Raw genomic sequence first — 21,358 nt, 5'->3', positions numbered from 1 at the left:
TTGATTTATATTTTATGTAATTTTGTGAGCAAGTTATTTAGCGATAGTCTGAAAGATAATGGGTGAAAAAGAGAAGAGCATTGTTTATGCGCCAAGTACAGTCGAGTTTGTTACTGTGGCTGTGCAATATTGTCGGTTTTTAGAAAGTTTTGAGGATGAAGGAAAACCTTTCCTGACGGATAAACTGACAAAACTGTTGCCTTTGCTTTATCTGAAAGCATCCCTTTTGCCCGAAAGCCAGTTTCTGGAAGAGGACGAAGAGCAGGAAGTAGCCGTAACAGAAGATTTATATAACCACATCTCGTCTCGCCTGTACGCTGTTTATGCAAATGATGATAGCTATCTGGAAGTATTTCTACAAGATATGAAGTATAGCGACACACCCATCGTGGCAAGTATATCGGAAGACCTGACCGACATTTATCAGGATTTAAAGAACTTTATTACCATATACGAAAGAGGGGTGGTTGAGCATATGAACGATGCACTCTGTATATGTCACGAAAACTTCTGCTTATATTGGGGGCAAAAACTTGTCAATGTATTGCGTGCGCTGCATGTACTGAAATATTCGCCTGAAATAGATACCGAAGATGACGGTGACACGCTTCAAAACGATAACGGGTTGTGGTAGAAAATATATCGAAAGAACAAGTATCAGAACTTCCTGTTGAGGTTTTTCCGGGTCGTATCATTGTGATTGATACCGCAGAAAAAGCCTTGCAGGCCGTTCAATATCTTAGGCAAACCAAAATAATTGGGTTCGATTCCGAAACCAAACCCAGTTTTCAACGGGGCAAATCGTATAAAGTGAGCCTCATACAACTTGCCACACGCGACACTTGTTTCCTGTTCCGCCTCAACTTGATAGACTTTCCCCCTTGCTTGGCGGAGCTTTTGGACGATCCGGAAGTTCAGAAAATAGGATTATCCTTGAAAGATGATTTTGCGGCCATACGTAAGCGCGTCAAAACTTTTGCTCCTCAAAATTTTATAGAACTGCAAGCATTTGTAAAAAAGGTGGGGATAAAGGAGTTGGGCCTGCAACGTATATACGCCATCCTATTCAGCAAACGTATTACCAAAACACAACGGTTGTCGAACTGGGAGGCTGATGTGCTGACCGATGCGCAAAAGATGTATGCTTCGGTCGATGCTTGGGCATGCCTTAAGATATATGAAAAACTGAACGAAACACCTATAAATTGAATGAGTGAAGCGAACTATAAAAGAATAACGTTACGTCCTAAAAAAGAAGACGCCTTGTTGCGTTTTCATCCTTGGGTATTTTCGGGAGCCGTTGCCACAAAGGACGAAGGTCTTGTTGAGGGCGAAACCGTCAGAGTTTATACAGCCGCGGGCAATTATATTGCTACCGGGCATTACCAGATAGGCAGTATCGAGGTGCGTGTACTGACTTTTCGGGACGAGGCTATAACCCACGATTTCTGGGTGAAACGCCTGTCGGTTGCTTACGATTTACGTAAAAAAATAGGCGTAGTATCCGAACACAATAACGCCTACCGCCTTGTGCATGGCGAAGGTGACAATCTGCCCGGACTTATCATTGATGTTTATGGCAATACGGCGGTCATACAATCGCACTCGGCAGGGATGCACATTGACCGTATGTATATTTGCGAAGCTCTGAAAGAAGTGCTTCGAGGCACTCTCAAGAATATTTACTATAAGTCTGAAACTACGCTGCCCTACAAAGCCGATTTAGGACAAGAAGACGGCTATTTGTGGGGAGGACACGCAGACGAAGTTGACGAAATAGCCGTTGAAAACGGCTTAAAGTTCCGTCCCGACTGGTTGAAAGGGCAAAAAACGGGCTTCTTTGTAGATCAGCGCGACAATCGTGCTCTGATTGAGAAATATTCGTCCGGCCGTTCTGTACTGAACATGTTTTGCTACACCGGAGGGTTTTCGTTCTATGCCATGCGTGGTGGAGCCAAGCGTGTTTGTTCGGTAGACAGTTCGGCTAAAGCTATTATGCTTACCGAAAACAATGTGGAGCTCAATTTTGGAAACGATCCCCGGCACGAATCTTATGCCGAAGATGCGTTTAAATTCTTAGGGAAAATAAACGAAGGCGATTACGATTTGATTGTGCTCGACCCCCCTGCTTTTGCAAAACATCGTGGGGCTATACGTAACGCCCTGCAAGGGTATAAGCGGTTGAATGCCGTTGCTTTTGATAAGATTGCCAAGGGTGGCATACTGTTCACGTTTTCGTGTTCGCAGGTTATCAGCAAGGAAGCTTTCCGCTTGGCTGTGTTCAGTGCAGCCGCGCAATCGGGGCGCAGTGTTAAGATACTGCACCAGCTGACGCAACCTGCCGACCATCCTATTAATATTTACCATCCCGAGGGCGAGTACCTGAAAGGCTTGGTGCTGTATGTAGAATAACCATCGGAATAATATTGTAATATCATGGCTATAACCTATCAGACGGAAGGGGTAAAGCTGCCCAACATAAAACGGCGAGAGGTAAGCCGTTGGATAAAAGCCGTCGCAACCTTGTATGGTAAAAAGGTGGGCGATGTGGCTTATATATTCTGTTCGGACGAGAAAATATTGGAAATAAACAAGCAGTATCTCCAACACGATTATTATACCGATATCATAACATTCGATTATACCGAAGGAAACGTTATTTCGGGCGATATATTCGTAGGCCTCGATACCGTGAAGTCGAACTCCGAACAGTTCCATACCGATTACCATGAAGAAGTTCACCGCATCATCATTCACGGCATTCTGCATCTTTGTGGCATCAACGATAAATCTCCGTCCGAACGCGAAAATATGACCCGGTGCGAAAACGAGGCATTAGCCATTCTCCCCCAACAATAATTTTAAACCGATACACTCTGTTATGGTTACAATAGCGATAGAAGAAAAACAGATTATAGAAAAAATTATTCGCTCGGCACAGACCTGTCATGTAGCGATGATCGACACAGAAGGCTTGCCTTATGTCATTCCCATGAATTTTGGATACGAAGAGGAGATTATTTACCTCCATTCTGCTCCCGAAGGCAGTAGTATAGAAGCCTTGGAAAAGAATCCTGAAGTTTGTATCGTCTTTTGTACGGATGCCGTTCTGCGCTATCAGCATCAGGATGTGGCTTGTAGCTATGGAATAAAGGGTAGCAGTGTTATGTGCCGGGGTAAGGTTACGTTCGAAGAAAATCTCGATGAAAAGGCAAAAGCTTTAAACATTATTATGCGCCAGTATTCTGACCGCCAGTTTAAATATTCGGAGCCTGCGCTTCGCAACGTGAAGGTGTGGAAAGTAGAAGTGGCGAGCATGACCAGCAAACGCTTTGGTGCGCCTAACCCCAATTCGCGTAACTATAAAGATTCGGAAGAATTTTAGGGTATTTGCGCATTATTCCTTTTTCTTCTTCAAGAAAGAGCGTATATCCACAGTCTTGTTCAATTTGACGAGCGAATAAATGACTGAAAACAAAAGAATCGCTCCACAGACAGCATATGCCCAAAAGCTTTCTATCTTTTGCATACACACAAATGTAGCAACAATCAGCAGTGTATTAAAAAACATCATAGCCACCACATCCCTGCGCCATCTGAAACGGCATAAACGAGCCGAAACGACAAACATCCAAACCAGATAAACACCGTAAGCTATCAGGTAGCCCAACCCTGCGGCATCTATACCCATTGTTGGGAACAAGAGGTGTGCGCTGAGTAAATAAACGACAAAGAACAACACTTCGGATATGAGATAGAACGGCCCTTTTCCTTTAGCCAGAATTATGAACCCCATAGGCCACGACAGCACTTTCAGGAAAGACCCCAATACCTGCCATTGCAGCAGTGTGTTTGCCGCTTGGAAATCGGATGAATAAAGTACCGACAGGGCGACCTTCGCCAACAGAATCATGGCTATTATCATTGGTGAGGCAATGATCAAAACGATATACGTTTGCTCGTTTACCAGCTTGCGTACTCCTGCGTTTTTGCCGGCAATGGCGCACAGGCGAGGATAAAAGTCCGTACCCATAGAGCGGAGTATCAGCCCCAAATATATACCCGTAATTGTCCAAACGGCTTGGAATAAGCCTGCGGCGTCTAACCCCAAATCGGAGGTGATGGATGCGCGTATCAGGTACATGGTCGATGCATTGGCTATTGTAGCCAAAACAATGTACGTACCTAATTGCAAGGTTTTTTTGCCTTCTTTTAGAGCAATCTTGGCAGGTATTTTTATCGTATTCAACTTCAATTTACGAAAATAGTGATAGCTGAACAGGAATGTAACCAAACTACCCAAGATAAGCGACAATACCAACCCCTTCATTCCTAACCAGAAATAAATGGGGATTGATACTACCAACGCCCCGAAGTTGGCATATACATTGACTTTTACAAGGGAGGTTATCTGCCGCATGCCTTGTATTACCATCGTATTACCCACCGACAGAGTGGAGAAAAACACACAGATCGATAACAGAGCCACAGGAATGGCGTAGCTACCTGTTTCGAAAGTATTTATACTTATCGGATAGCAAAAAACCAGGCAGACCAATGCTCCCAACATAGCTGTGCCTTGTATCCACCATCTCAAGATGCTGACGGCTTGTTCCAACTTACGGCGATCGTTGCTGGCGGCTGCTGCCGACACCTCGCGCATACCGCTTACGTCGAACCCTAAGCCCGACACAGAGCGAACCATATCTACCACCGACTGATAGTTCCCGATTAACCCTATCCCGGCTTTGCCAAGCAGCAGGGCAACAATCTTGTTCCGCACAAAACCGATAATAATGTTCACGACTTGCGATCCCCCGAATATTCCGGTAGACTTCACAATCTGCTTATATGACGAGTTCTGTTTGCTCAAAACGTTTTAGCTATAAAACAATATTAGGATGTGTTTTTCTCTTGCTATGTTGAACGTAACTACGGTCAGGATGACAAAGCGAATGTCATAATTATTTTTATCTGTAAAAGTATAATTTTATTTCAACCATCGGCTCATTTTTCTTTTTTCGAGCAAGGAGTATATCGTAAAAAGAAAAGGAAATGCCCGTCCTAAAGGATATGCCACCCTGAATATAAACGAAGGAAAAACCTGTTTCTTATTTTTTTCTATTCCTTTTATTATGGCTTTGGCTACAATTTGTACGTTTTGTGCCGGAAAGGGCAGGGGAGTAGCTTTCTTGCCCGTTGCTTTATCAAAAAAACCGGTTCTTGTTGCCACCGGATAAACTGTTGTGATGTGCAGGTTGGCAGGTTTTTCGTAACGGTAAGTATTTATAAAATGGCGTAAAGCGGATTTCGAAGAGCAGTAGAGAGCATAAGCGGGTAGAGAAACTATTGCCGCTGCCGAAACGGTGCAAACAAAGTTTTTTTCGGAATTACCCTCCTGTATTAACTTCTGCAATGTGTAGATGGGCGAAAATGTATTCAACGAAAAAATATCTTCGATATGTTTCCAATCGGCCTCATCCAGTTTTTCAATATAAGCAAAACCGGCATTGGCTATAAAAAGGTCGGTATTGCCAAAAGTTTGTTGCGCAAAAGTGAACAGAGCGTCTATTCCCTCGGGCGATGATACATCGCATGCAAAAGGGATAACTTTCCCCCAAAAAGTGTCTATTTGTTCCACACCACGGGCTACGGCTATAATCCGCACCCCTTGGTATGCGGCCAATAAAAACAAAAGCTCCTTCCCTATGCCGGAAGAAGCTCCTGTTACTATTATCTTTTTATTGGTAAGATTCATTCTCCGTCATTTCTTTATAGCATCGAAGCCTTGCCCATAAACGCCCCTAACGGTCGATTGCGATATGAACGCCTTTTCATCGATACTTTTTATCATCCGGAAGATGCTTACCGATTCGCTTCGTTTTGCCATCATAAGAATAACTTTTGTAGGTTTTTTGCTGTACCAGCCTGTGCCGTCCAGTATTGTACATCCACGATGCATTTCTTTATTGATAGCATCGGCAATAACATCGTACTTGTCCGAGAAGATAAGGAACTGCACCGATTGGCGGGAACCGTTGATAACAATATCGATCATATAGGTCATTACCACCATCACGATAAGACTGGCCACTACAATTTTAGTATCGCCGAATATGAAATACGAACAGCTTATTATACAGAAATCGCACAGCAACATCCCTCTCCCGAAAGCAAGGTTTTTGTACTTGTTCACAACGGCAACTATAATATCAGTACCGCCTGCGCTACCGTTTGCGCTGAAAACCAAACCGATACCTGTGCCGCAAATCAAACCGCCGATAAGACCGGCCAGCAGAGGCTCGTTGTCGATAAGCCCTTCGGCAGGGATAACCATACGGGCAACAAACAACAGGGAAGTCAGCATGACAACGCCGTAGATTGTTTTCACCAGGAACTTCAGTCCCAAAATCTTGAGCGAGATGCTCAACAGGGCAACGTTAATAACGAAATACGACACCTGCAAGGGCACAGCCTTGTTGGTTGCATATTCTATCAACAGGGCTATACCTGCCAAACCTCCGGTAACAATGTCTCCGGGTACAACAAACCCTATCAGACCGACAGCATAAAGAACCAGACCTATGGTTATGGTCATATAGTCCTTCCAGTAAAAATCTTTTAAATATTTATTTTTCTCCATAGCTTTTATAAAACCACATTTATCATTTTTTTAGGTACAAAGATTACTTTTTTCGGTGTTTTTCCATCCAGCCATTTCTGTGCCAGATCGTGTTTCAAAACTGTTTCTTCAACTTCTTTTGCCGTTACATCGGCAGGGAACTCTACCTCGAACCTCACTTTACCGTTAAAGGCCACGCCATACTTGAAGGAATCTTCTTTCAGATATTCTTCGTTGAAAACGGGCCACTCGGCGTTGAAAACGCTTGTTTCGTTACCCATGCTATGCCACAACTCTTCGGTGATGAACGGAGCAAAGGGCGCAAGGGTGATGATAAAGTCGTGCAGAATGGCTCTCTTGTTGCATTTGAGAGCCGAAAGCTCGTTTGTGCAGATCATGAATGCAGCAACCGATGTATTGAACGAGAAATTCTCAATATCGGCACTTACTTTCTTTATCATCTTATGCAACGATTTGAGCTCCTCTTTTGTAGGAGTTTCGTCCGATACATTAAAACTATCGCCTTGATAGAACAGATTCCAAAACTTACGCAAGAAACGGTGAACTCCGTCTATCCCGTTTGTGTCCCACGGTTTAGACTGCTCAAGGGGACCTAAGAACATTTCATACAGGCGCAGGGTGTCGGCTCCGTATTTTTCAACTATATCATCGGGATTCACCACATTGTGGTACGATTTCGACATTTTTTCGACAGCCCATCCGCAGATGTACTTGCCGTCCTCCAGAATAAATTCAGCCTCGGCAAACTCCGGACGCCATGCGCGGAAAGCCTCTAAATCCAGAATATCATTGTTCACGATATTCACATCCACATGCAAGGGGGTGGTTTCGTACTGTTCTTTCAAACCGAAGGAAACAAACTTGGTTGTGCCATTTATACGGTAAACAAAGTTGCTCCGCCCCTGAATCATTCCTTGGTTAATCAGTTTCCTGAAAGGCTCGTCTTCGCATGCCACTTCTATATCGTATAGAAATTTGTTCCAAAAACGACTATAAATCAAATGCCCTGTGGCATGTTCGGTTCCACCTATATATAGGTCTACATTACGCCAATATTCAACAATATCCCTGTTTACCAAAGCTTTTTCGTTGTGAGGATCCATGTAGCGCAGATAGTAGGCCGACGATCCGGCAAATCCGGGCATTGTGTTCAATTCGAGTGGGAATATGGTCGTATTGTTTATGAGTGATTTATCAACAATTTTGTTGCCCACAGTGTCCCACGCCCACATCCTGGCATTTCCCAAAGGAGGTTCGCCCGTTTCGGTGGGCAAGAATTTATCTACTTCGGGCAATTCCAGCGGCAGATATTGTTCGGGAATCATATAGGGGATATCGTCCTTGTAATATACAGGGAAGGGTTCGCCCCAATAACGCTGGCGGGAAAAAGTGGCATCACGCAAACGGTAATTCACTTTTACACGTCCTATCTCTTTTTCGGCTATATATTGTTTTGTCCGTTCAATAGCTTCTTTTACAGACAGCCCGTTCAAAAAGTCGGAATTTATTACTGTGCCTTCTTTGGCGTCGTAGCTTTCTTCGCTTACATCGCATCCTTCCACAAGCGGGATTATATCCAACCCGAAATGTTTTGCAAAAGCATAGTCGCGGCTATCGTGAGCAGGTACAGCCATGATGGCTCCTGTTCCGTATCCGGCAAGAACGTAGTCCGATATATAAACGGGTATTTCCTTTCCGTTAAGCGGATTGATGGCATACGAGCCGGAGAACACTCCCGATACTTTGCGGTCGGTGATGCGTTCGCGTTCGGTACGTTTTTTTGTTGCAGCCAGATAAGCATCCACTTCGGCTTTTTGTTCGGGGGTTGTCAATGCGACAACATATTCGCTCTCGGGAGCAAGCACCATGAAGGTAACCCCGAAAACCGTGTCGGCACGCGTGGTGAAGATTTCCACCTCCTCTAAATCTCCTCCAGAGGAGGAGACTTGCTGTTGGCAGTAGGTTTTAATTTTTTCTAAAACTTCATCCAGACTGCCAATAACTTCTTCGTTTGAAAATCGTATTACGTGGTATCCTAATTCTTCGAGTCTTTCTGTTTTCGCTTGGTCTGCTTGCTTTTGAGTGGGGTCGTTGTGATATCCTCCATCAATTTCTACAACAACACTTTTTTCAAGACAAACAAAATCGACAATAAAACTGTCTATCAAATGTTGACGACGAAATTTGTAACCTCCCACATTTCGGTTACGCAATGCCTCCCACATAATATTCTCAGTTTCAGTGGGAGTTTTTCTCATTTCTTTGGCATTATCTATATTGGCATGCCAGTCTAACTTGTTTGTGGTGACGTAGCCTGCAGTTCCCCCACCTTTGGAGGGGGTTAGGGGGCGGTGTATCTTAAATCGCATTTCTGCTCCTTCTGAGCGACCAATCCAATTGCGCTGGGTTTCTTTTATAGATTCTGTCCAGTCTATTTCTTCCAAGCCGTTCAACAGGCGTTGAGCATAGGCCGAAACACGCAAACACCATTGACGCATCTTGCGCTGTTCAACGGGATATCCTCCCCGTTCCGATAGGCCGTTAATGACTTCATCGTTAGCCAATACAGTGCCTAAGGCAGGACACCAGTTAACCATCGTTTCGCCCAGATAAGCGATACGGTAGTTGAGGAGTGTTTCTTGCTTTTGTTTTTCAGTTTTTGCTTTCCACTGGTCGGCACTGAAAGTAAGTTCTTCGCCGCAGGCAACGTTCAAGCCTTCTGTTCCACTGGTTTCAAAAGCGCTGACAAGTTCTTCTATTGGCCGTGCCTGTTGTTCGTCGTTGCAAAAATACGAATTGAACATCCGGACGAAAGCCCATTGTGTCCATTTATAGTAGATAGGCTCGCTGGTGCGTATTTCGCGGCTCCAGTCGAACGAAAAACCTATCTTGTCGAGCTGTTCTTTATATCGGATAATGTTTTGAGCTGTTGTAATGGCAGGGTGTTGCCCTGTTTGTATGGCATACTGCTCGGCGGGAAGCCCATAAGCATCGTATCCCATAGGGTGCAAAACGTTAAACCCTTTGAGGCGCTTGTGGCGGGTAAAGATATCGGATGCAATGTATCCCAACGGATGACCTACGTGCAAGCCTGCCCCCGAGGGGTAAGGAAACATATCGAGCACATAATATTTAGGTCTGTTTTTATCTTCTGTTACTTTGTAGATATTGTTTTCAGACCAATACTTGTGCCATCGCTCTTCGATCTCTTTAAAATTGTATTCCATAGTCCTTTTCGCTATATTTTTTTGATGGGACAAAGGTAAATATTTCTTTGAATTAAATTAGTAACAGCAAGGCATAAATACATAACCCCTACAACAAGTACCCCGACAGGTATCTTCCCGTGTAAGATTCTTCGCTCCCGGCAATGTTTTCGGGAGTTCCCGTGCAAACGATGTTACCTCCTTGTTTCCCTCCCTCAGGGCCGATATCAATAATATAGTCGGCACATTTAATGACGTCCATATTGTGTTCGATGATTATAACGGTGTGACCCCGGCTTATCAGCGAATCGAAAGCTTTGAGCAAGGTTTTGATGTCGTGAAAGTGAAGTCCTGTTGTGGGTTCGTCAAAAATAAAAATTGTGGGTTCGGTTTTTTCTTCTCCTAAATAGTAGGCCAGCTTTAACCGCTGATTTTCGCCACCCGAAAGGGTAGAAGACGATTGCCCCATTTTTATGTAGCCCAGCCCTACTTCTTGCAGGGTATTGAGGCGTTTCAGTATTTTTTTCTCAAAGCTGCCTTTGCCTGTGCTGAAAAACTCGATAGCCTGCTCGATGGTCATATCCAGAATATCGTAAATGCTTTTACCTCTGTACTCAACATCGAGCACGTCTTGTTTGAACCGGCGTCCTTTACATTCTTCGCATTCGAGCGTGATATCGGCCATGAATTGCATTTCGACCGTAATCGTGCCTTCGCCTTTGCATTCTTCGCACCGTCCGCCTTCTACGTTGAAAGAGAAAAATGCGGGTGTAAAGTGCAATTGTTTGGCTAAAGGCTGTTCGGCAAAGAGTTTGCGAATTTCATCATATACTTTTATGTAGGTTGCCGGATTGGAGCGCGATGAACGCCCTATCGGATTTTGGTCAACCATTTCAACATTCTTTGCAAGGCTTAAGTCGCCTGCCAAGCCTGAAAATTCAACGATTTCATCGCTTGTTTCTTTATAATAACGGCGAAGTGCATTGTAAAAAACATCGGTCACGAGCGATGATTTTCCCGAACCGCTCACACCTGTAACAACGGTCATAACGTTGAGTGGGAATTTCACATTGATGTTTTTCAGGTTATTTTGGCGCGCACCTAAAACCTCTATGTAGTTGTTCCACTTACGCCTTGTGGCGGGGACTTCTATTTTTTCTTCTCCATTCAGATAGCGTACCGTATAGCTCTTTGTGTTCTTTTCTAAGCCTGTAATATCTCCCTGATAAACTACTTCACCACCCAGACGGCCTGCCTTTGGGCCGATGTCGATAATATAGTCGGCGGCGCGGATAATTTCTTCGTCGTGTTCCACCACGATAACCGTGTTTCCGAGGTTTCGCAGATCTCGTAATACTTTTATCAGTAGTTCAGTATCGCGCGAGTGCAAGCCTATACTCGGTTCGTCCAGAATATAGAGCGACCCCACCAAGCTGCTTCCCAACGATGTGGCTAAGTTTATACGTTGGCTTTCGCCACCCGAAAGCGAATTCGACAGGCGGTTCAGAGTCAGATATCCCAAACCTACATTTATCAGGAATTGTATTCGGTTGTTTATCTCGGTAAAAAGGCGTTTGCCCACTGAAGCATCGGTGTCTGAGAGTTGCAAGTTAGAGAAAAACTCTTTCAATTCCGATATAGGCAGATTCACCAGTTCGGCAATAGATTTATCTCCTACCTTAACATACAATGCCTGCTTTTTTAAACGCGAACCTTTACATTCGGGACAAGTGGTTTTGCCACGATAGCGGGCAAGCATGACACGGTATTGTATTTTGTATTGGTTTTCTTCGAGCATCTTGAAGAAATCGTCAAGGCCCGCCACTCCTTCGGCTCCATGCCAAAGTAAGTCTCGTTGGGCGTCCGTCAGTTCAAAATAAGGACGGTGAATGGGAAAATCGTATAGGTGAGATGTTTTTATGAATTCATCTTTCCATTCGCCCATTTTTTCGCCTCGCCAACAAACAACAGCATCTTCGTAGAGCGATAACGATTTGTTGGGAATAACCAGATTTTCGTCTATGCCTATGACTCGTCCGAACCCTTCGCACCGGGGGCAGGCTCCCACCGGATTGTTGAAGTTGAACATCATGTCGGACGGTTCTTCAAACTGAATGCCATCGGCTTCGAATTTTTTGGAAAAATCGAAAGTTTCTATCTCTTTTTCCCGATAAAAACGAATGATGCATTCGCCTTCTCCTTCAAAAAAGGCTGTTTCGACCGACTGTGAGAAGCGGCTGATTATGGCATTGTCGTGGTCGGATTGCAAGCGGTCTATTACCAGATATAGTTTTGATAGGTCGAGCTTTTCTTCTTCGGCCAGTAAATCGTCTATCCGTTCAAATTTCCCTTTATATTCTACTCTTGAGAAACCTTCTTTATAGAGGATATCTAACTGTTGTTCAACCGTTCTGTTTTCGCGCAGAATAATTCGGGTAAGTATGACTAAACGTGTTCCGTTTTCGTACGCCAGCATTTTGTCTACAATATCGCTTACCTGATGTTTCTTTACCACATTGCCCGAAACAGGCGAAATTGTTTTTCCGATGCGGGCATACAATAGGCGGAGGTATTCGTAAATTTCGGTGGAAGTTCCCACTGTTGAACGGGGATTGCGTGAACTAACTTTTTGCTCGATGGCTATTGCCGGCGGAATCCCTTTTATATAGTCGCATTCGGGTTTGTGCATGCGCCCCAAAAACTGGCGGGCATAGGCCGATAGGCTTTCCACATAACGTCTTTGACCTTCGGCGTACAAAGTATCGAAAGCGAGCGAAGACTTGCCCGAACCCGAGAGGCCTGTTACAACAATGAATTTGTTGCGGGGGATTTCAACATCAATATTTTTCAGGTTATTGACCCGTGCCCCCTTTATGATTATATTTTTTTCTTCAGACATATTCCTTCTATCTAAAAATGAGTGCAAAGGTACTAATTTTGAACAAATCTACCTTGTATTAGCAAGCTCGGAAAATAAGCTTTAATGCTTATTAAATATTTTTGTTGTGTATTCAAGCCGACATTTACTTTATGGGTATGGCGCAAGGCAATGAACAGAATGATTATCTTTGTAAATCTAAAAAATGAAAGAATCCGGAAATGGAGCAACAAAACAGTGTTATTATAGTTGCCGGAGGCAAGGGATTACGCATGGGGCACGATTTGCCTAAACAGTTTATCGCCATTGGCGGTAAGCCTGTATTGATGCATACGATTGATGCTTTTTACGGTTACGACAATTCAATGCAGATTGTTCTTGTTCTTGCACCCGATTATGTAGGTTATTGGCAAAAACTTTGTGATGAATATGCTTTTGACATTCCGCATGTTATCACTACCGGAGGAGAGACTCGCTACCATTCCGTTAAAAATGGTTTGCAGCTGGCCACAGGCCAGGTTATTGCCGTGCATGATGCTGCCCGTCCGTTCGTGTCGGAGGAGCTTATCGGCAGGTGTTTCGGTAGGATTAAGGAGAAAAAAGCCATAATCCCCGCCATAGCGGCCGTCGACAGCCTTCGTGAAGTTCAGAACGATGGCAATAGCCACATCATAGACCGCGGTAGCATAAGAATGGTGCAAACTCCGCAGGTATTTCTTGCTGATATTCTGAAGGAAGCATACAAAACCGATTATAACCCTGCTTTCACTGACGATGCCTCGGTTGTGGAAGCGATAGGCATAAACGTTTGTTTGGTGGAAGGTGAACCTACGAATATTAAAATAACCACTCCTCTTGATCTTGAAGTGGCAAAACTACTGTTGGCAAATAAAGGAGATAAGTAATAACTTAATGTTTTTGCTATATCAAACCAGATGAAAAACAAATAGATATATGTCAGAATCGCTAAAAGATAAAACCATATCGGGACTGAAATGGAGCAGCATTGAAAAGATTTTTCAGCAGTTGTTCGTTTTGGCTTCGGGTATTTGGTTAGGAAAGATGCTGACACAAACCGATTTTGGGTTGGTTGCCGCAATATCTATTTTTACTTATATTGCCAATGCCTTGCAAGACAGCGGATTCCCCGCGGCATTGATTCGCAAAAAGAATGTAACGGAAGCCGATTACAATACGGTTTTCTATTTCAATCTGGTGGTAGCGGTTGTACTTTACGTCGTTTTGTTTTTTTGCGCGCCACTTATTAGCCGTATTCCAGAAGAACCCAGTCCCGAACTTATCCCCCTGTCGAGATTCATATTCCTGACTTTTTTGTTTAGCGCTTTAGGTTCGGTGCAATCTGTGCAGATGATAAAGTCACTATCATACAAACAGAACACGAAAATAGGGATAACGGCGATATTTGTTTCCTATTCTTTGGCATTGATATTGGCTTATCAGGGGTATGGTCCGTGGGCGCTGGCTGTGCAGATGGTTTCGGCGGTGGCTGTTCGTACCTTACTTTTTTGGGTAGTAAGTTCGTGGCGGCCCAAACTACTGTTTTCGTGGCAATCGTTTAGGGAGTTGTTTGCCTTTGGCAGTAATCTGCTCTTGAAGAGTATATTGGATACTGTAAGTTCGCGGATAACACCGAGTGTAATTTCCGCTAATTTGGGCAATACGGCAACAGGTATTTACGATTATGGTAACCGCCAATATACGAGTGGTGCGGATTTTATTTCGGGAACCCTGTTGGGGGTATCCTTCCCCGTGCTGTCGAAAGTGGAAGGGGGCGACGAAAACCTAAAGCGTGTTTTCCGTAAGATAATGAGGGCTACCTCTTTCCTTATTTTTCCTTTCTTTATGGGCATGGCATTGGTTGCCCGCCCTTTTTTGGTGGGAGTAATTGACGAAAAATGGATAGTGTCGGTTCCCATTTTACAAGTATTAGCAATAGGCGGAATTTTTTACTCTCTAAACATGCTCTGCTCTAATGTGTTGAAAGTAAAAGGAAAATCGTCCTACATACTGATAGCCGAAATAGTGTTTACTTCCATAATAGCCCTTACACTTGTTTTAGCCGTTGTTTTGCGTTGGGATATATACAGCATTACCCTTGGTGTGCTTGCTGCCAACGTAGCAGGTTATGTTATTAATTTGCTTGCTGCCGGGCGGCTTATAAACTATACCATTGGTGAACACCTGAAAGACATTCTTCCGTATTTTGGCATAGCAAGTGTGTCGATAGCCGTGGGTTTCCTGCTGAGGTTCGTTATAGACAATCTGTTGATGCTTTTTATATCGGAAGTTGTTGTAGTTGCCGCTATTTATTTTATGATAACTTACCTTACAGGGTCTAAAATAATAAAAGAATTACTTTCTTTGCTAAAGAAGAATAATGCGTGATGAAACTAAAGCCAGTCGATAATAAACTTTCGTTGAAAAGGTATTTTTATCTGAAAGCGATGTACCGTTATGTAAACAGGTTGGTGAACACCCCTTTTGACCGTTGTTTTCACTTTGGATGCAACAATAATACCCTCCCCCCGGCAAATAATCAGGTAGATATCGTTACGGTAGCCTTCAACAACGAACATGTCATAAAGCTTCAGATAAAATATATCCGCGAAAATATAACAGACCAGAAATACACTTTTTTGGTAGCCGATAATTCTAATAATTCTGAAAAACAATCTCTTATACAACGCTTGTGTAAAGAAGAAGGTATAGGTTATATCCAGCTACCGCGCTTCGAGAAAGAATGGCTGAAACGCAGGGGTAGCTACTCGCATGCAACAGCCATAAATTGGATATACTATAACTACATCTCTAAGCGTAAACCTGCATACTTTGCTTTGCTCGACCATGATGTTTTCCCTACATGCCCCTTAAGTATAGAGGCTCTCACCAAAGCACAGGGTTTTTACGGATACAGGCGCGGCGAAGCCGATGGGCCTTGGTTTTTGTGGCCGGGGCTGCTGTTTTTCAGATATAGCTTCATATCGGATTATAAGGTTAACTTTATGCCCTGTGTATATGATAACGTGTATTTAGATACGGGAGGTTCTTTGTGGAAAGGAGTGTATTCTACTCTGGATAGGGGGAAAATACAGTTTGCGTCTTTCAAACTGGTACCTCTTGCCGGGATGGGTTTCGATAATAACTCGACCATCGAGTTTATAGATGGTAAGCGTTGGCTACACAGTTCTAATGCTTCGCATTGGCGTGGCGATGATGCTTCCGACCATCTGATTGATGAAATAATTGAAAAAATGAATAAAGAATGAATCGGGCAAAAGCATCGGTTATTATAGCTACTTATCACCGCCCGGATACGGTCAGGGCTTCGGTAGAAAGTTGCTTGGCACAAGACTACGGTAATCTTGAAATAATTGTTGTTGACGATAACGGGCAAGGTTCCGACTTTCAGATCGAAACCCGGAAAGTGTTGTCCGATTTAATTGATGAAAAACGAATCGTTTATCTTGCCAACGAAAAAAATAGCAGGGTGAGTCAAACCCGTAATAATGGAATAAATGCGGCTTCGGGCAAATATATATTGTTTCTTGATGATGATGATATTTTCCTGCCCCGGAAAGTTTCTTATCAAGTATCTTTTCTTGAGCAAAACCCCGGTTACGACGGGCATGCCGTAGGATACCAGATAATGCGAAACAGAGGGAAAACCAAAGCCGACAGTATTCCGGTGATAGGCGACTTTCAGCATTTTGCTATCAATGGAAACAGCTATACGCCTATGCTTTGTATAAAAAAGGAGGCTATTATCAGTGTTGGCGGATTTAAGAATGTTCCGCAGAACGAAGATTATTTTCTTGTTTTGGAGCTTTTGGAGGCAAACTATAAGGTATATGCCGACGAACGTCCCTTATATCTTTTTAATGAGCAACCACATGCCCGCGTAACCTTACAGGATTTTGAAAAAACAGAAACTATGGTAGCATTTTTCCGAGCGTACCTCGAAAAGCACAGAAATCGCTTTACTGACGAGAATTGGAATAAAGCCCAAGCCCGTTTTATTACAATGACTGCCTTACGGTATTATTACGAAGCGTACGGATATCGGATAAAAACAATTCCTTCGTGGTGGAAATGTTATAGGATGACCGGCGATAGATTTTACCTGAAAATGATTATAAAAAGTATCACGCCTGAGGGGCTGAACAACAAGATTGTTTCAATACTAAAAAAAATAAACTACCGAGATGCCTAAAGTTTCTGTTCTGATGCCTGTTTATAATGCCGGGGAATATCTTGGCGAGGCTATCGACAGCATTATCGCTCAGACCTTTACAGACTGGGAACTTGTCATTATAAACGATGGGTCGACCGATGGTAGCGGCGATGTTGCCCGGAAGTATACCGACCCCCGTATACGATGCCTATGCAACGATAAGAACCGGGGATTGATATATACCCGGAACAGGCTTATTGATGAGGCTACAGGCGAATATCTGGCTTTTCTTGATAGTGATGATGTTTCCTTACCTGAGCGGTTAGCCCGACAGGTCAATTTTTTGGATAAAAATATTGATTATGCTCTCTGTGGCACATGGGGGCGAATGATAGATTCGGATGGAAGGTATTTGCGAAAAATGAATTTGAGCGATAGGTGTGAAGATATACGCTGTACGCTGCTTTTTACAAATACCTTTATACAGTCGAGCATCATGGTCAGGGGGGATGTGTTGAGGCAACATCCGTATGCTGCCGACTTTCCGCTGGCTGAAGATTATGACCTGTTTTCACGTTTATCTGAAATATATAAGTTGGCCAACCTCCCATCCTGCCTTACACTTTATCGGTGGCACTACACAAATATAAGCCAAGCAAAGAAAGAATTGATGAATAGTTGTGTAAACCGGATATATAAGCGTGAGTTTGCCGGGTTGCAGATATACCCTTCGGATGCTGAGCTGGTTATACATTCGGTAATCAGTTCTAAAGAAAATCCCGATGGAATGGGGAATAAGGAGTATCTGAAAGCTTTGAGGGCGTGGCTCGTCAAATTGGCCGAAGCAAATAAAAAATATAAGGTGTACAACAGCAGTACTTTCCGTGCTACCCTTTGCTTCAGATGGATATTTGCCTGCAATGAACGAAAAGAACGCATGTCAATGCTAAGGCTTCCCGTTTCGTTATCAGCGAAAAGCTGTGCAGGGTTAATCAGAATGCTGTATTTCAAAACTAAATGAAACCCTGCTTTTTTTTATTTGCCCGGAACCAACTGCCCCTTGAAGCGGGGATCATAATTTCTTATCCACCAGCGGTACATCAACGAGGCTAAAACACAATAGAAAAGTGTTTGTATCCACAAAACGGTGATTTCAAACCCCACATCATAGAGTGTGGCTCCCATTGTGTTTATCTTTACAAAGGCGTGTACCCCCGGTGTTGAGGGGAAAATATATGCTATTGCTTTCAACGCGCCCGGCATTGCCGTCCAAGGCCAGGAAATACCCGTCAGGAAGATCAGCAGAACGCTGGTGAAGGTAAACAATAACATAGAAAATTCGCGTTGGGAGGCGAAGTACGATATGGTCATAGAAAAAAATGTTGCAGCAAGCAGATATGGGAAAACGAATGCCATTATCGTGACCGGGTCACCTATCTGGGGCAGATTGAATATGTAGGGTATAACCCGTAGTATCCAAACCGAAACAATCAGATAGAGCGACGAATAGCAAAACGCCTTACCGATGGTCAGCCCAACGGCATTGACGTTTTTCCCGTAGGCCACAAGCGATGCTACGGTAAAGGTTTTGCGGTCGTTGTGCGTACCCACCAAAGTGCTTATACCAAGCACAAGGGTTTGCTGTATAATAAGGATAAGTACGGCCGGAACAAAAAAGCTGGCAAAACCGTTTGGTGTATTATAGAACGGAATCCACTCGTATTTGACGGCTTGCATCGAGGCTTCGTCTTGCGCCTGAGTGCCATGCTCCATTTCGCTGACGCGGATATCCGCGCCCATCTTGAGCGAGGCTTCCGTTACCGACAACACAGATGCTTTATAGAAAAGCATACTGCTCATGTCAGCATACACAAAAACAGGAACCTGCTCCGTGCGACCTATACGTTTACTGAAATCGTTTGGTAAATACAGGATGGAATAAACTTCTTCGCGCCTCAACATTTCACGGGCTTCTTCCATATTTGCTGCGCGTGCCACAACATTTACATCGGGCGAAGCATCGACCATGCGGATAAATTCGCGCCCTTTTGCCGACCTCGAATCGTCGACAGCAACAATAGGTACATGCTGAGCCACCTCGTTGTTATAGATATAAGCATAAATCAACGGGTAAGCCAAAGGAACTATAAAAAATAGCAGAATGACGGCAGGGTCTTTAAAAACTACTTTCAGTTCGTTCCACCAAACATAGTATATGTCGACAAAGAATTTTTTCATTCTTCATATTTGTTTTCAGATAAAAAATCTTTTATTCTTCCGTAAAACAGGAAAGACAGCAATACAAAGCACAGCAAAATAGCATAACTATATGCCGAGTATCCTATGGTCAATCCGTTTAAGGCTTGGTCTACGTATATCCTGAAAAAATGACGTAGCGGCAACAAATGGCTTATGGCATACAGGCACGAATCCATGGCTTGAATGGGGAACGAAAACCCTGTTAACGAAAACGTGAGTATCCCAATCAAGCTTGCCGTACTCAAAGCAAGCCGATAGTTAGGAAAAATTCCCAGTAATATCACGCCCAGGGCTTGTGTTGCTATAATCAGTGCGAAATAGCCTGCCAGCATTGGCACGAAACCATTGTTCAGCGGGAAATGATTGTAAAAATACAGAATCGACATGAACAACAGCGCAATGAGCATGTAGACGGCAGTATAAGGCAACAATTTTCCACACATGACTTTCCATATGGAATTTCCCCCCATATTCATCAGCTTGCTACCTTCGCCGGCTTTTACTTCGCAACCCAGTGCCGAAACGGTAAACATCAGCACTATCAGTTGTAATATTCCCGGAAGAACCATGTTATTGAGGTACAACGAATAGTTTAACCAAGGATTCGACAGAGCGTGCGATTCCACCGTTATTGGCTGTAGAACGGGCATAATCTGGCTTTCGGTTATCCCTTTTGCTTCCGCCGTTTTGAGCCCTACCGAAGCTGAGGCCAATACACAGGCCGTTTTCAGGTCTTGAAACAAGAGGCTACCCGAAATAAGAAAGGCATTGTTGGTATAAAACACCAGTTTGGGTTGTGCGCCCGAAGTGGCATCTTTCGAGAAATCGCGGGGTATAGTCAGAACGGCATATACTTCCCAACGTTCCATTTGTTCGCGGGCTTCACGAAAAGAGAGGCTTTTGAAGGCGATATCCGTTTTTGCAAAAGCATCCAACTGCCTGGCCAAAGCCCGTGATGTGGACGAATTGTCCAGATCGACCACCGCGATAGGTATTTTTGTGGGTAAGCCTGCGTTCATCATATAAATGAGTAGGCACAACGAAAATATAGGCGCAAAAACTATCCCCCAGATGCAAATCTTAGAGGAAGCCATACGACGGAATTCCCGTTTGGCAATTGCCCATATCCCGGTTTTGGTATTCATTTCAGCGATCAGCTATTTTTCTTTAATAATCAGCGACATTCCGGGGCGTACATCGGGTAGGTTTTCGGCAAAGCGAGCCCTTACTTCGAACGTTTTACGGTCGTATCCACCGGTTGTTTTCGTAGCTTTCCAAGCTGCGTACGACCCTAAATCCTTTATATAATATACTTCCATCTGTACATCACGGCCAAGTGCAGGGACATAGGCGTTGAGCTTTGTGCCCATCTTTATGTTCTGCAAGCGGTCTTCGCGCACATTAAAGGCTCCCCATTTGTCGTTCATATCCATAACATTCATAACAGGTGCGCCTGCCCCTACCAGTTCGCCCTGATTGGGGAATATTTCCGATACCTCCCCGTTGAGCGGCGATATAAGATAAGTTTCGGCAATGTACGAACCTACTTCGGCAACCGCTCCTTTTGCCCTGCTTAGCATGGCCGATGCTGCCATCTTGTCTTCGCGCTGTGCTCCGTTTACAGCCATATCGTATTGCGATTTGGCTGCCCTCTCGGTTGCCACCGATGCGTTGTAGTTGGCTTCGGCTTCGTCTCTCTTCTGGGCGGTTGTGACGCCTTTGTCGTACAGGTTTTGCACACGGTTGTACGATTTTTTTGCTATGTCTGTGCCAACTTGGGCTTTTTGCCACATTTCGTAAGCAGCCCGCACTTCTTCCTTGCGTGTACCTGTAATTGCTTTTTCGTTTTGCGCGGCTGCCCCTTCTTCGGCTGCGGTGGCCTGACGGTATTTTGCCTCAACATCGGGGGCGCTTAGAATAGCTAAAGTATCGCCTTTTTTCACAATATCGCCTTCCTTTACAAAAAAATGGGCAATGCGCCCCGGTACTTTGCTCGATATGCGTACTTCGGTTATTTCGGCTTCGCCCTGAATAGTTTTATCTTCCCTATTCAAAAAAAAGAAACCATAGAGGCCTACCCCTACAATTATGGCTGCAAAACCTAAGATAGGTATTAGCTTCGATTTTGTTTTGTTTGCTTCTGCACTCATAACAGTGTGTATATATAAATTTGTTTATCT

Annotated in this window: 18 protein-coding genes; 10 read left to right on the top strand and 8 right to left on the bottom strand. The window is 43.9% G+C overall.

All coding sequences use genetic code 11. The features are described 5' to 3' along the window. The first annotated feature begins 58 nt into the window (after positions 1 to 58). From M2132_RS05740 to M2132_RS05720, 5 genes are read left to right on the top strand one after another with little or no spacing between them, the layout of a single operon-like run. On the top strand, positions 59 to 634 hold the full coding sequence (locus tag M2132_RS05740; protein WP_280672206.1) for a DUF5063 domain-containing protein: 576 nt from the start codon (positions 59 to 61) through the stop codon (positions 632 to 634). Next, positions 628 to 1,209 carry a 3'-5' exonuclease gene (locus M2132_RS05735; RefSeq protein ID WP_280672204.1) on the top strand — a complete coding sequence of 194 codons (582 nt, stop codon included), beginning with the start codon at positions 628 to 630 and terminating at the stop codon, positions 1,207 to 1,209. Before M2132_RS05740 ends, M2132_RS05735 begins: the two co-directional genes overlap by 7 nt. Continuing rightward, positions 1,210 to 2,412, top strand: coding sequence for a class I SAM-dependent rRNA methyltransferase (locus M2132_RS05730; protein WP_280672202.1), 1,203 nt, complete (start codon positions 1,210 to 1,212; stop codon positions 2,410 to 2,412). Between the two features lie 24 nt (positions 2,413 to 2,436). Next, entirely contained in the window at positions 2,437 to 2,859 is a 423-nt protein-coding gene (gene ybeY, locus M2132_RS05725) for an rRNA maturation RNase YbeY (protein WP_280672200.1), read from the top strand. Between the two features lie 22 nt (positions 2,860 to 2,881). Beyond that, complete coding sequence (locus tag M2132_RS05720; protein WP_280672198.1) at positions 2,882 to 3,385, top strand: pyridoxamine 5'-phosphate oxidase family protein; 504 nt, start codon at positions 2,882 to 2,884, stop codon at positions 3,383 to 3,385. 12 nt (positions 3,386 to 3,397) lie between these two features. On the opposite strand, the gene M2132_RS05715 is transcribed toward M2132_RS05720, so the two are convergent. From M2132_RS05715 to uvrA, 5 genes are all read right to left on the bottom strand, one after another. Next, on the bottom strand, positions 3,398 to 4,873 hold the full coding sequence (locus M2132_RS05715) for an O-antigen translocase (RefSeq protein ID WP_280672196.1): 1,476 nt from the start codon (positions 4,871 to 4,873) through the stop codon (positions 3,398 to 3,400). Between the two features lie 117 nt (positions 4,874 to 4,990). After that, positions 4,991 to 5,758 (bottom strand): SDR family oxidoreductase, encoded by a 768-nt coding sequence (locus tag M2132_RS05710; RefSeq protein ID WP_280672194.1) that lies wholly within the window; start codon positions 5,756 to 5,758, stop codon positions 4,991 to 4,993. Positions 5,759 to 5,764: 6 nt separating this feature from the next. Then, positions 5,765 to 6,643 carry a YitT family protein gene (locus M2132_RS05705; RefSeq protein ID WP_280672192.1) on the bottom strand — a complete coding sequence of 293 codons (879 nt, stop codon included), beginning with the start codon at positions 6,641 to 6,643 and terminating at the stop codon, positions 5,765 to 5,767. A gap of 5 nt (positions 6,644 to 6,648) precedes the next feature. Then, positions 6,649 to 9,870, bottom strand: a complete 3,222-nt coding sequence (gene leuS / locus M2132_RS05700; RefSeq protein WP_280672190.1) for a leucine--tRNA ligase — start codon at positions 9,868 to 9,870, stop codon at positions 6,649 to 6,651. A gap of 88 nt (positions 9,871 to 9,958) precedes the next feature. Beyond that, the gene (gene uvrA, locus M2132_RS05695) at positions 9,959 to 12,748 is read right to left on the bottom strand and encodes an excinuclease ABC subunit UvrA (protein WP_280672188.1); all 2,790 of its coding nucleotides are present in this window, start codon (positions 12,746 to 12,748) and stop codon (positions 9,959 to 9,961) included. Between the two features lie 200 nt (positions 12,749 to 12,948). Here uvrA and M2132_RS05690 point away from each other — a divergent pair, with 200 nt between their 5' ends. Genes M2132_RS05690 through M2132_RS05670 form a run of 5 tightly spaced genes read left to right on the top strand, consistent with a single transcriptional unit; the run spans position 12,949 to position 17,940 of the window. Then, entirely contained in the window at positions 12,949 to 13,632 is a 684-nt protein-coding gene (locus M2132_RS05690; protein WP_280672186.1) for a 2-C-methyl-D-erythritol 4-phosphate cytidylyltransferase, read from the top strand. Positions 13,633 to 13,681: 49 nt separating this feature from the next. After that, positions 13,682 to 15,133 (top strand): lipopolysaccharide biosynthesis protein, encoded by a 1,452-nt coding sequence (locus M2132_RS05685; RefSeq protein WP_280672184.1) that lies wholly within the window; start codon positions 13,682 to 13,684, stop codon positions 15,131 to 15,133. Further along, positions 15,133 to 16,014, top strand: coding sequence for a hypothetical protein (locus M2132_RS05680; protein WP_280672182.1), 882 nt, complete (start codon positions 15,133 to 15,135; stop codon positions 16,012 to 16,014). The genes M2132_RS05685 and M2132_RS05680 overlap by 1 nt, the downstream gene beginning before the upstream one ends. Further along, a complete protein-coding gene (locus M2132_RS05675) occupies positions 16,011 to 16,958 on the top strand; it encodes a glycosyltransferase family 2 protein (protein WP_280672180.1) in 948 nt (315 codons plus the stop codon). The genes M2132_RS05680 and M2132_RS05675 overlap by 4 nt, the downstream gene beginning before the upstream one ends. After that, on the top strand, positions 16,951 to 17,940 hold the full coding sequence (locus tag M2132_RS05670; protein ID WP_280672178.1) for a glycosyltransferase family 2 protein: 990 nt from the start codon (positions 16,951 to 16,953) through the stop codon (positions 17,938 to 17,940). The genes M2132_RS05675 and M2132_RS05670 overlap by 8 nt, the downstream gene beginning before the upstream one ends. A 14-nt stretch (positions 17,941 to 17,954) precedes the next feature. On the opposite strand, the gene M2132_RS05665 is transcribed toward M2132_RS05670, so the two are convergent. Genes M2132_RS05665 through M2132_RS05655 form a run of 3 tightly spaced genes read right to left on the bottom strand, consistent with a single transcriptional unit; the run spans position 17,955 to position 21,328 of the window. Next, positions 17,955 to 19,157: an ABC transporter permease gene (locus M2132_RS05665; RefSeq protein ID WP_280672176.1), complete on the bottom strand. Its 1,203-nt coding sequence runs from the start codon at positions 19,155 to 19,157 to the stop codon at positions 17,955 to 17,957. Further along, a complete protein-coding gene (locus tag M2132_RS05660; protein WP_280672174.1) occupies positions 19,154 to 20,323 on the bottom strand; it encodes an ABC transporter permease in 1,170 nt (389 codons plus the stop codon). The genes M2132_RS05665 and M2132_RS05660 overlap by 4 nt, the downstream gene beginning before the upstream one ends. Before the next feature lie 12 nt (positions 20,324 to 20,335). Continuing rightward, complete coding sequence (locus M2132_RS05655) at positions 20,336 to 21,328, bottom strand: HlyD family secretion protein (protein WP_280672172.1); 993 nt, start codon at positions 21,326 to 21,328, stop codon at positions 20,336 to 20,338. Between the last annotated feature and the right edge of the window lie 30 nt (positions 21,329 to 21,358).

It is taken from the genome of Dysgonomonas sp. PH5-45 (assembly GCF_029893235.1).
Taxonomy (GTDB): domain Bacteria; phylum Bacteroidota; class Bacteroidia; order Bacteroidales; family Dysgonomonadaceae; genus UBA1309.
Note: the sequence above shows the minus strand (reverse complement) of the source record. Positions and strands in the feature narration are given on the sequence as shown.

What these genes read in the sequence shown, in the direction of transcription:
- M2132_RS05720 (WP_280672198.1), top strand. Translation starts at nt 2,882, where the DNA reads ATGGTTACAATAGCGATAGAAGAAAAACAGATTATAGAAAAAATTATT.
- M2132_RS05675 (WP_280672180.1), top strand. Translation starts at nt 16,011, where the DNA reads ATGAATCGGGCAAAAGCATCGGTTATTATAGCTACTTATCACCGCCCG.
- M2132_RS05670 (WP_280672178.1), top strand. Translation starts at nt 16,951, where the DNA reads ATGCCTAAAGTTTCTGTTCTGATGCCTGTTTATAATGCCGGGGAATAT.
- M2132_RS05685 (WP_280672184.1), top strand. Translation starts at nt 13,682, where the DNA reads ATGTCAGAATCGCTAAAAGATAAAACCATATCGGGACTGAAATGGAGC.
- M2132_RS05680 (WP_280672182.1), top strand. Translation starts at nt 15,133, where the DNA reads ATGAAACTAAAGCCAGTCGATAATAAACTTTCGTTGAAAAGGTATTTT.
- uvrA (WP_280672188.1), bottom strand. Translation starts at nt 12,748, where the DNA reads ATGTCTGAAGAAAAAAATATAATCATAAAGGGGGCACGGGTCAATAAC.
- ybeY (WP_280672200.1), top strand. Translation starts at nt 2,437, where the DNA reads ATGGCTATAACCTATCAGACGGAAGGGGTAAAGCTGCCCAACATAAAA.
- M2132_RS05705 (WP_280672192.1), bottom strand. Translation starts at nt 6,643, where the DNA reads ATGGAGAAAAATAAATATTTAAAAGATTTTTACTGGAAGGACTATATG.
- M2132_RS05690 (WP_280672186.1), top strand. Translation starts at nt 12,949, where the DNA reads ATGGAGCAACAAAACAGTGTTATTATAGTTGCCGGAGGCAAGGGATTA.
- M2132_RS05655 (WP_280672172.1), bottom strand. Translation starts at nt 21,328, where the DNA reads ATGAGTGCAGAAGCAAACAAAACAAAATCGAAGCTAATACCTATCTTA.
- M2132_RS05665 (WP_280672176.1), bottom strand. Translation starts at nt 19,157, where the DNA reads ATGAAAAAATTCTTTGTCGACATATACTATGTTTGGTGGAACGAACTG.
- M2132_RS05660 (WP_280672174.1), bottom strand. Translation starts at nt 20,323, where the DNA reads ATGAATACCAAAACCGGGATATGGGCAATTGCCAAACGGGAATTCCGT.
- leuS (WP_280672190.1), bottom strand. Translation starts at nt 9,870, where the DNA reads ATGGAATACAATTTTAAAGAGATCGAAGAGCGATGGCACAAGTATTGG.
- M2132_RS05730 (WP_280672202.1), top strand. Translation starts at nt 1,210, where the DNA reads ATGAGTGAAGCGAACTATAAAAGAATAACGTTACGTCCTAAAAAAGAA.
- M2132_RS05710 (WP_280672194.1), bottom strand. Translation starts at nt 5,758, where the DNA reads ATGAATCTTACCAATAAAAAGATAATAGTAACAGGAGCTTCTTCCGGC.
- M2132_RS05740 (WP_280672206.1), top strand. Translation starts at nt 59, where the DNA reads ATGGGTGAAAAAGAGAAGAGCATTGTTTATGCGCCAAGTACAGTCGAG.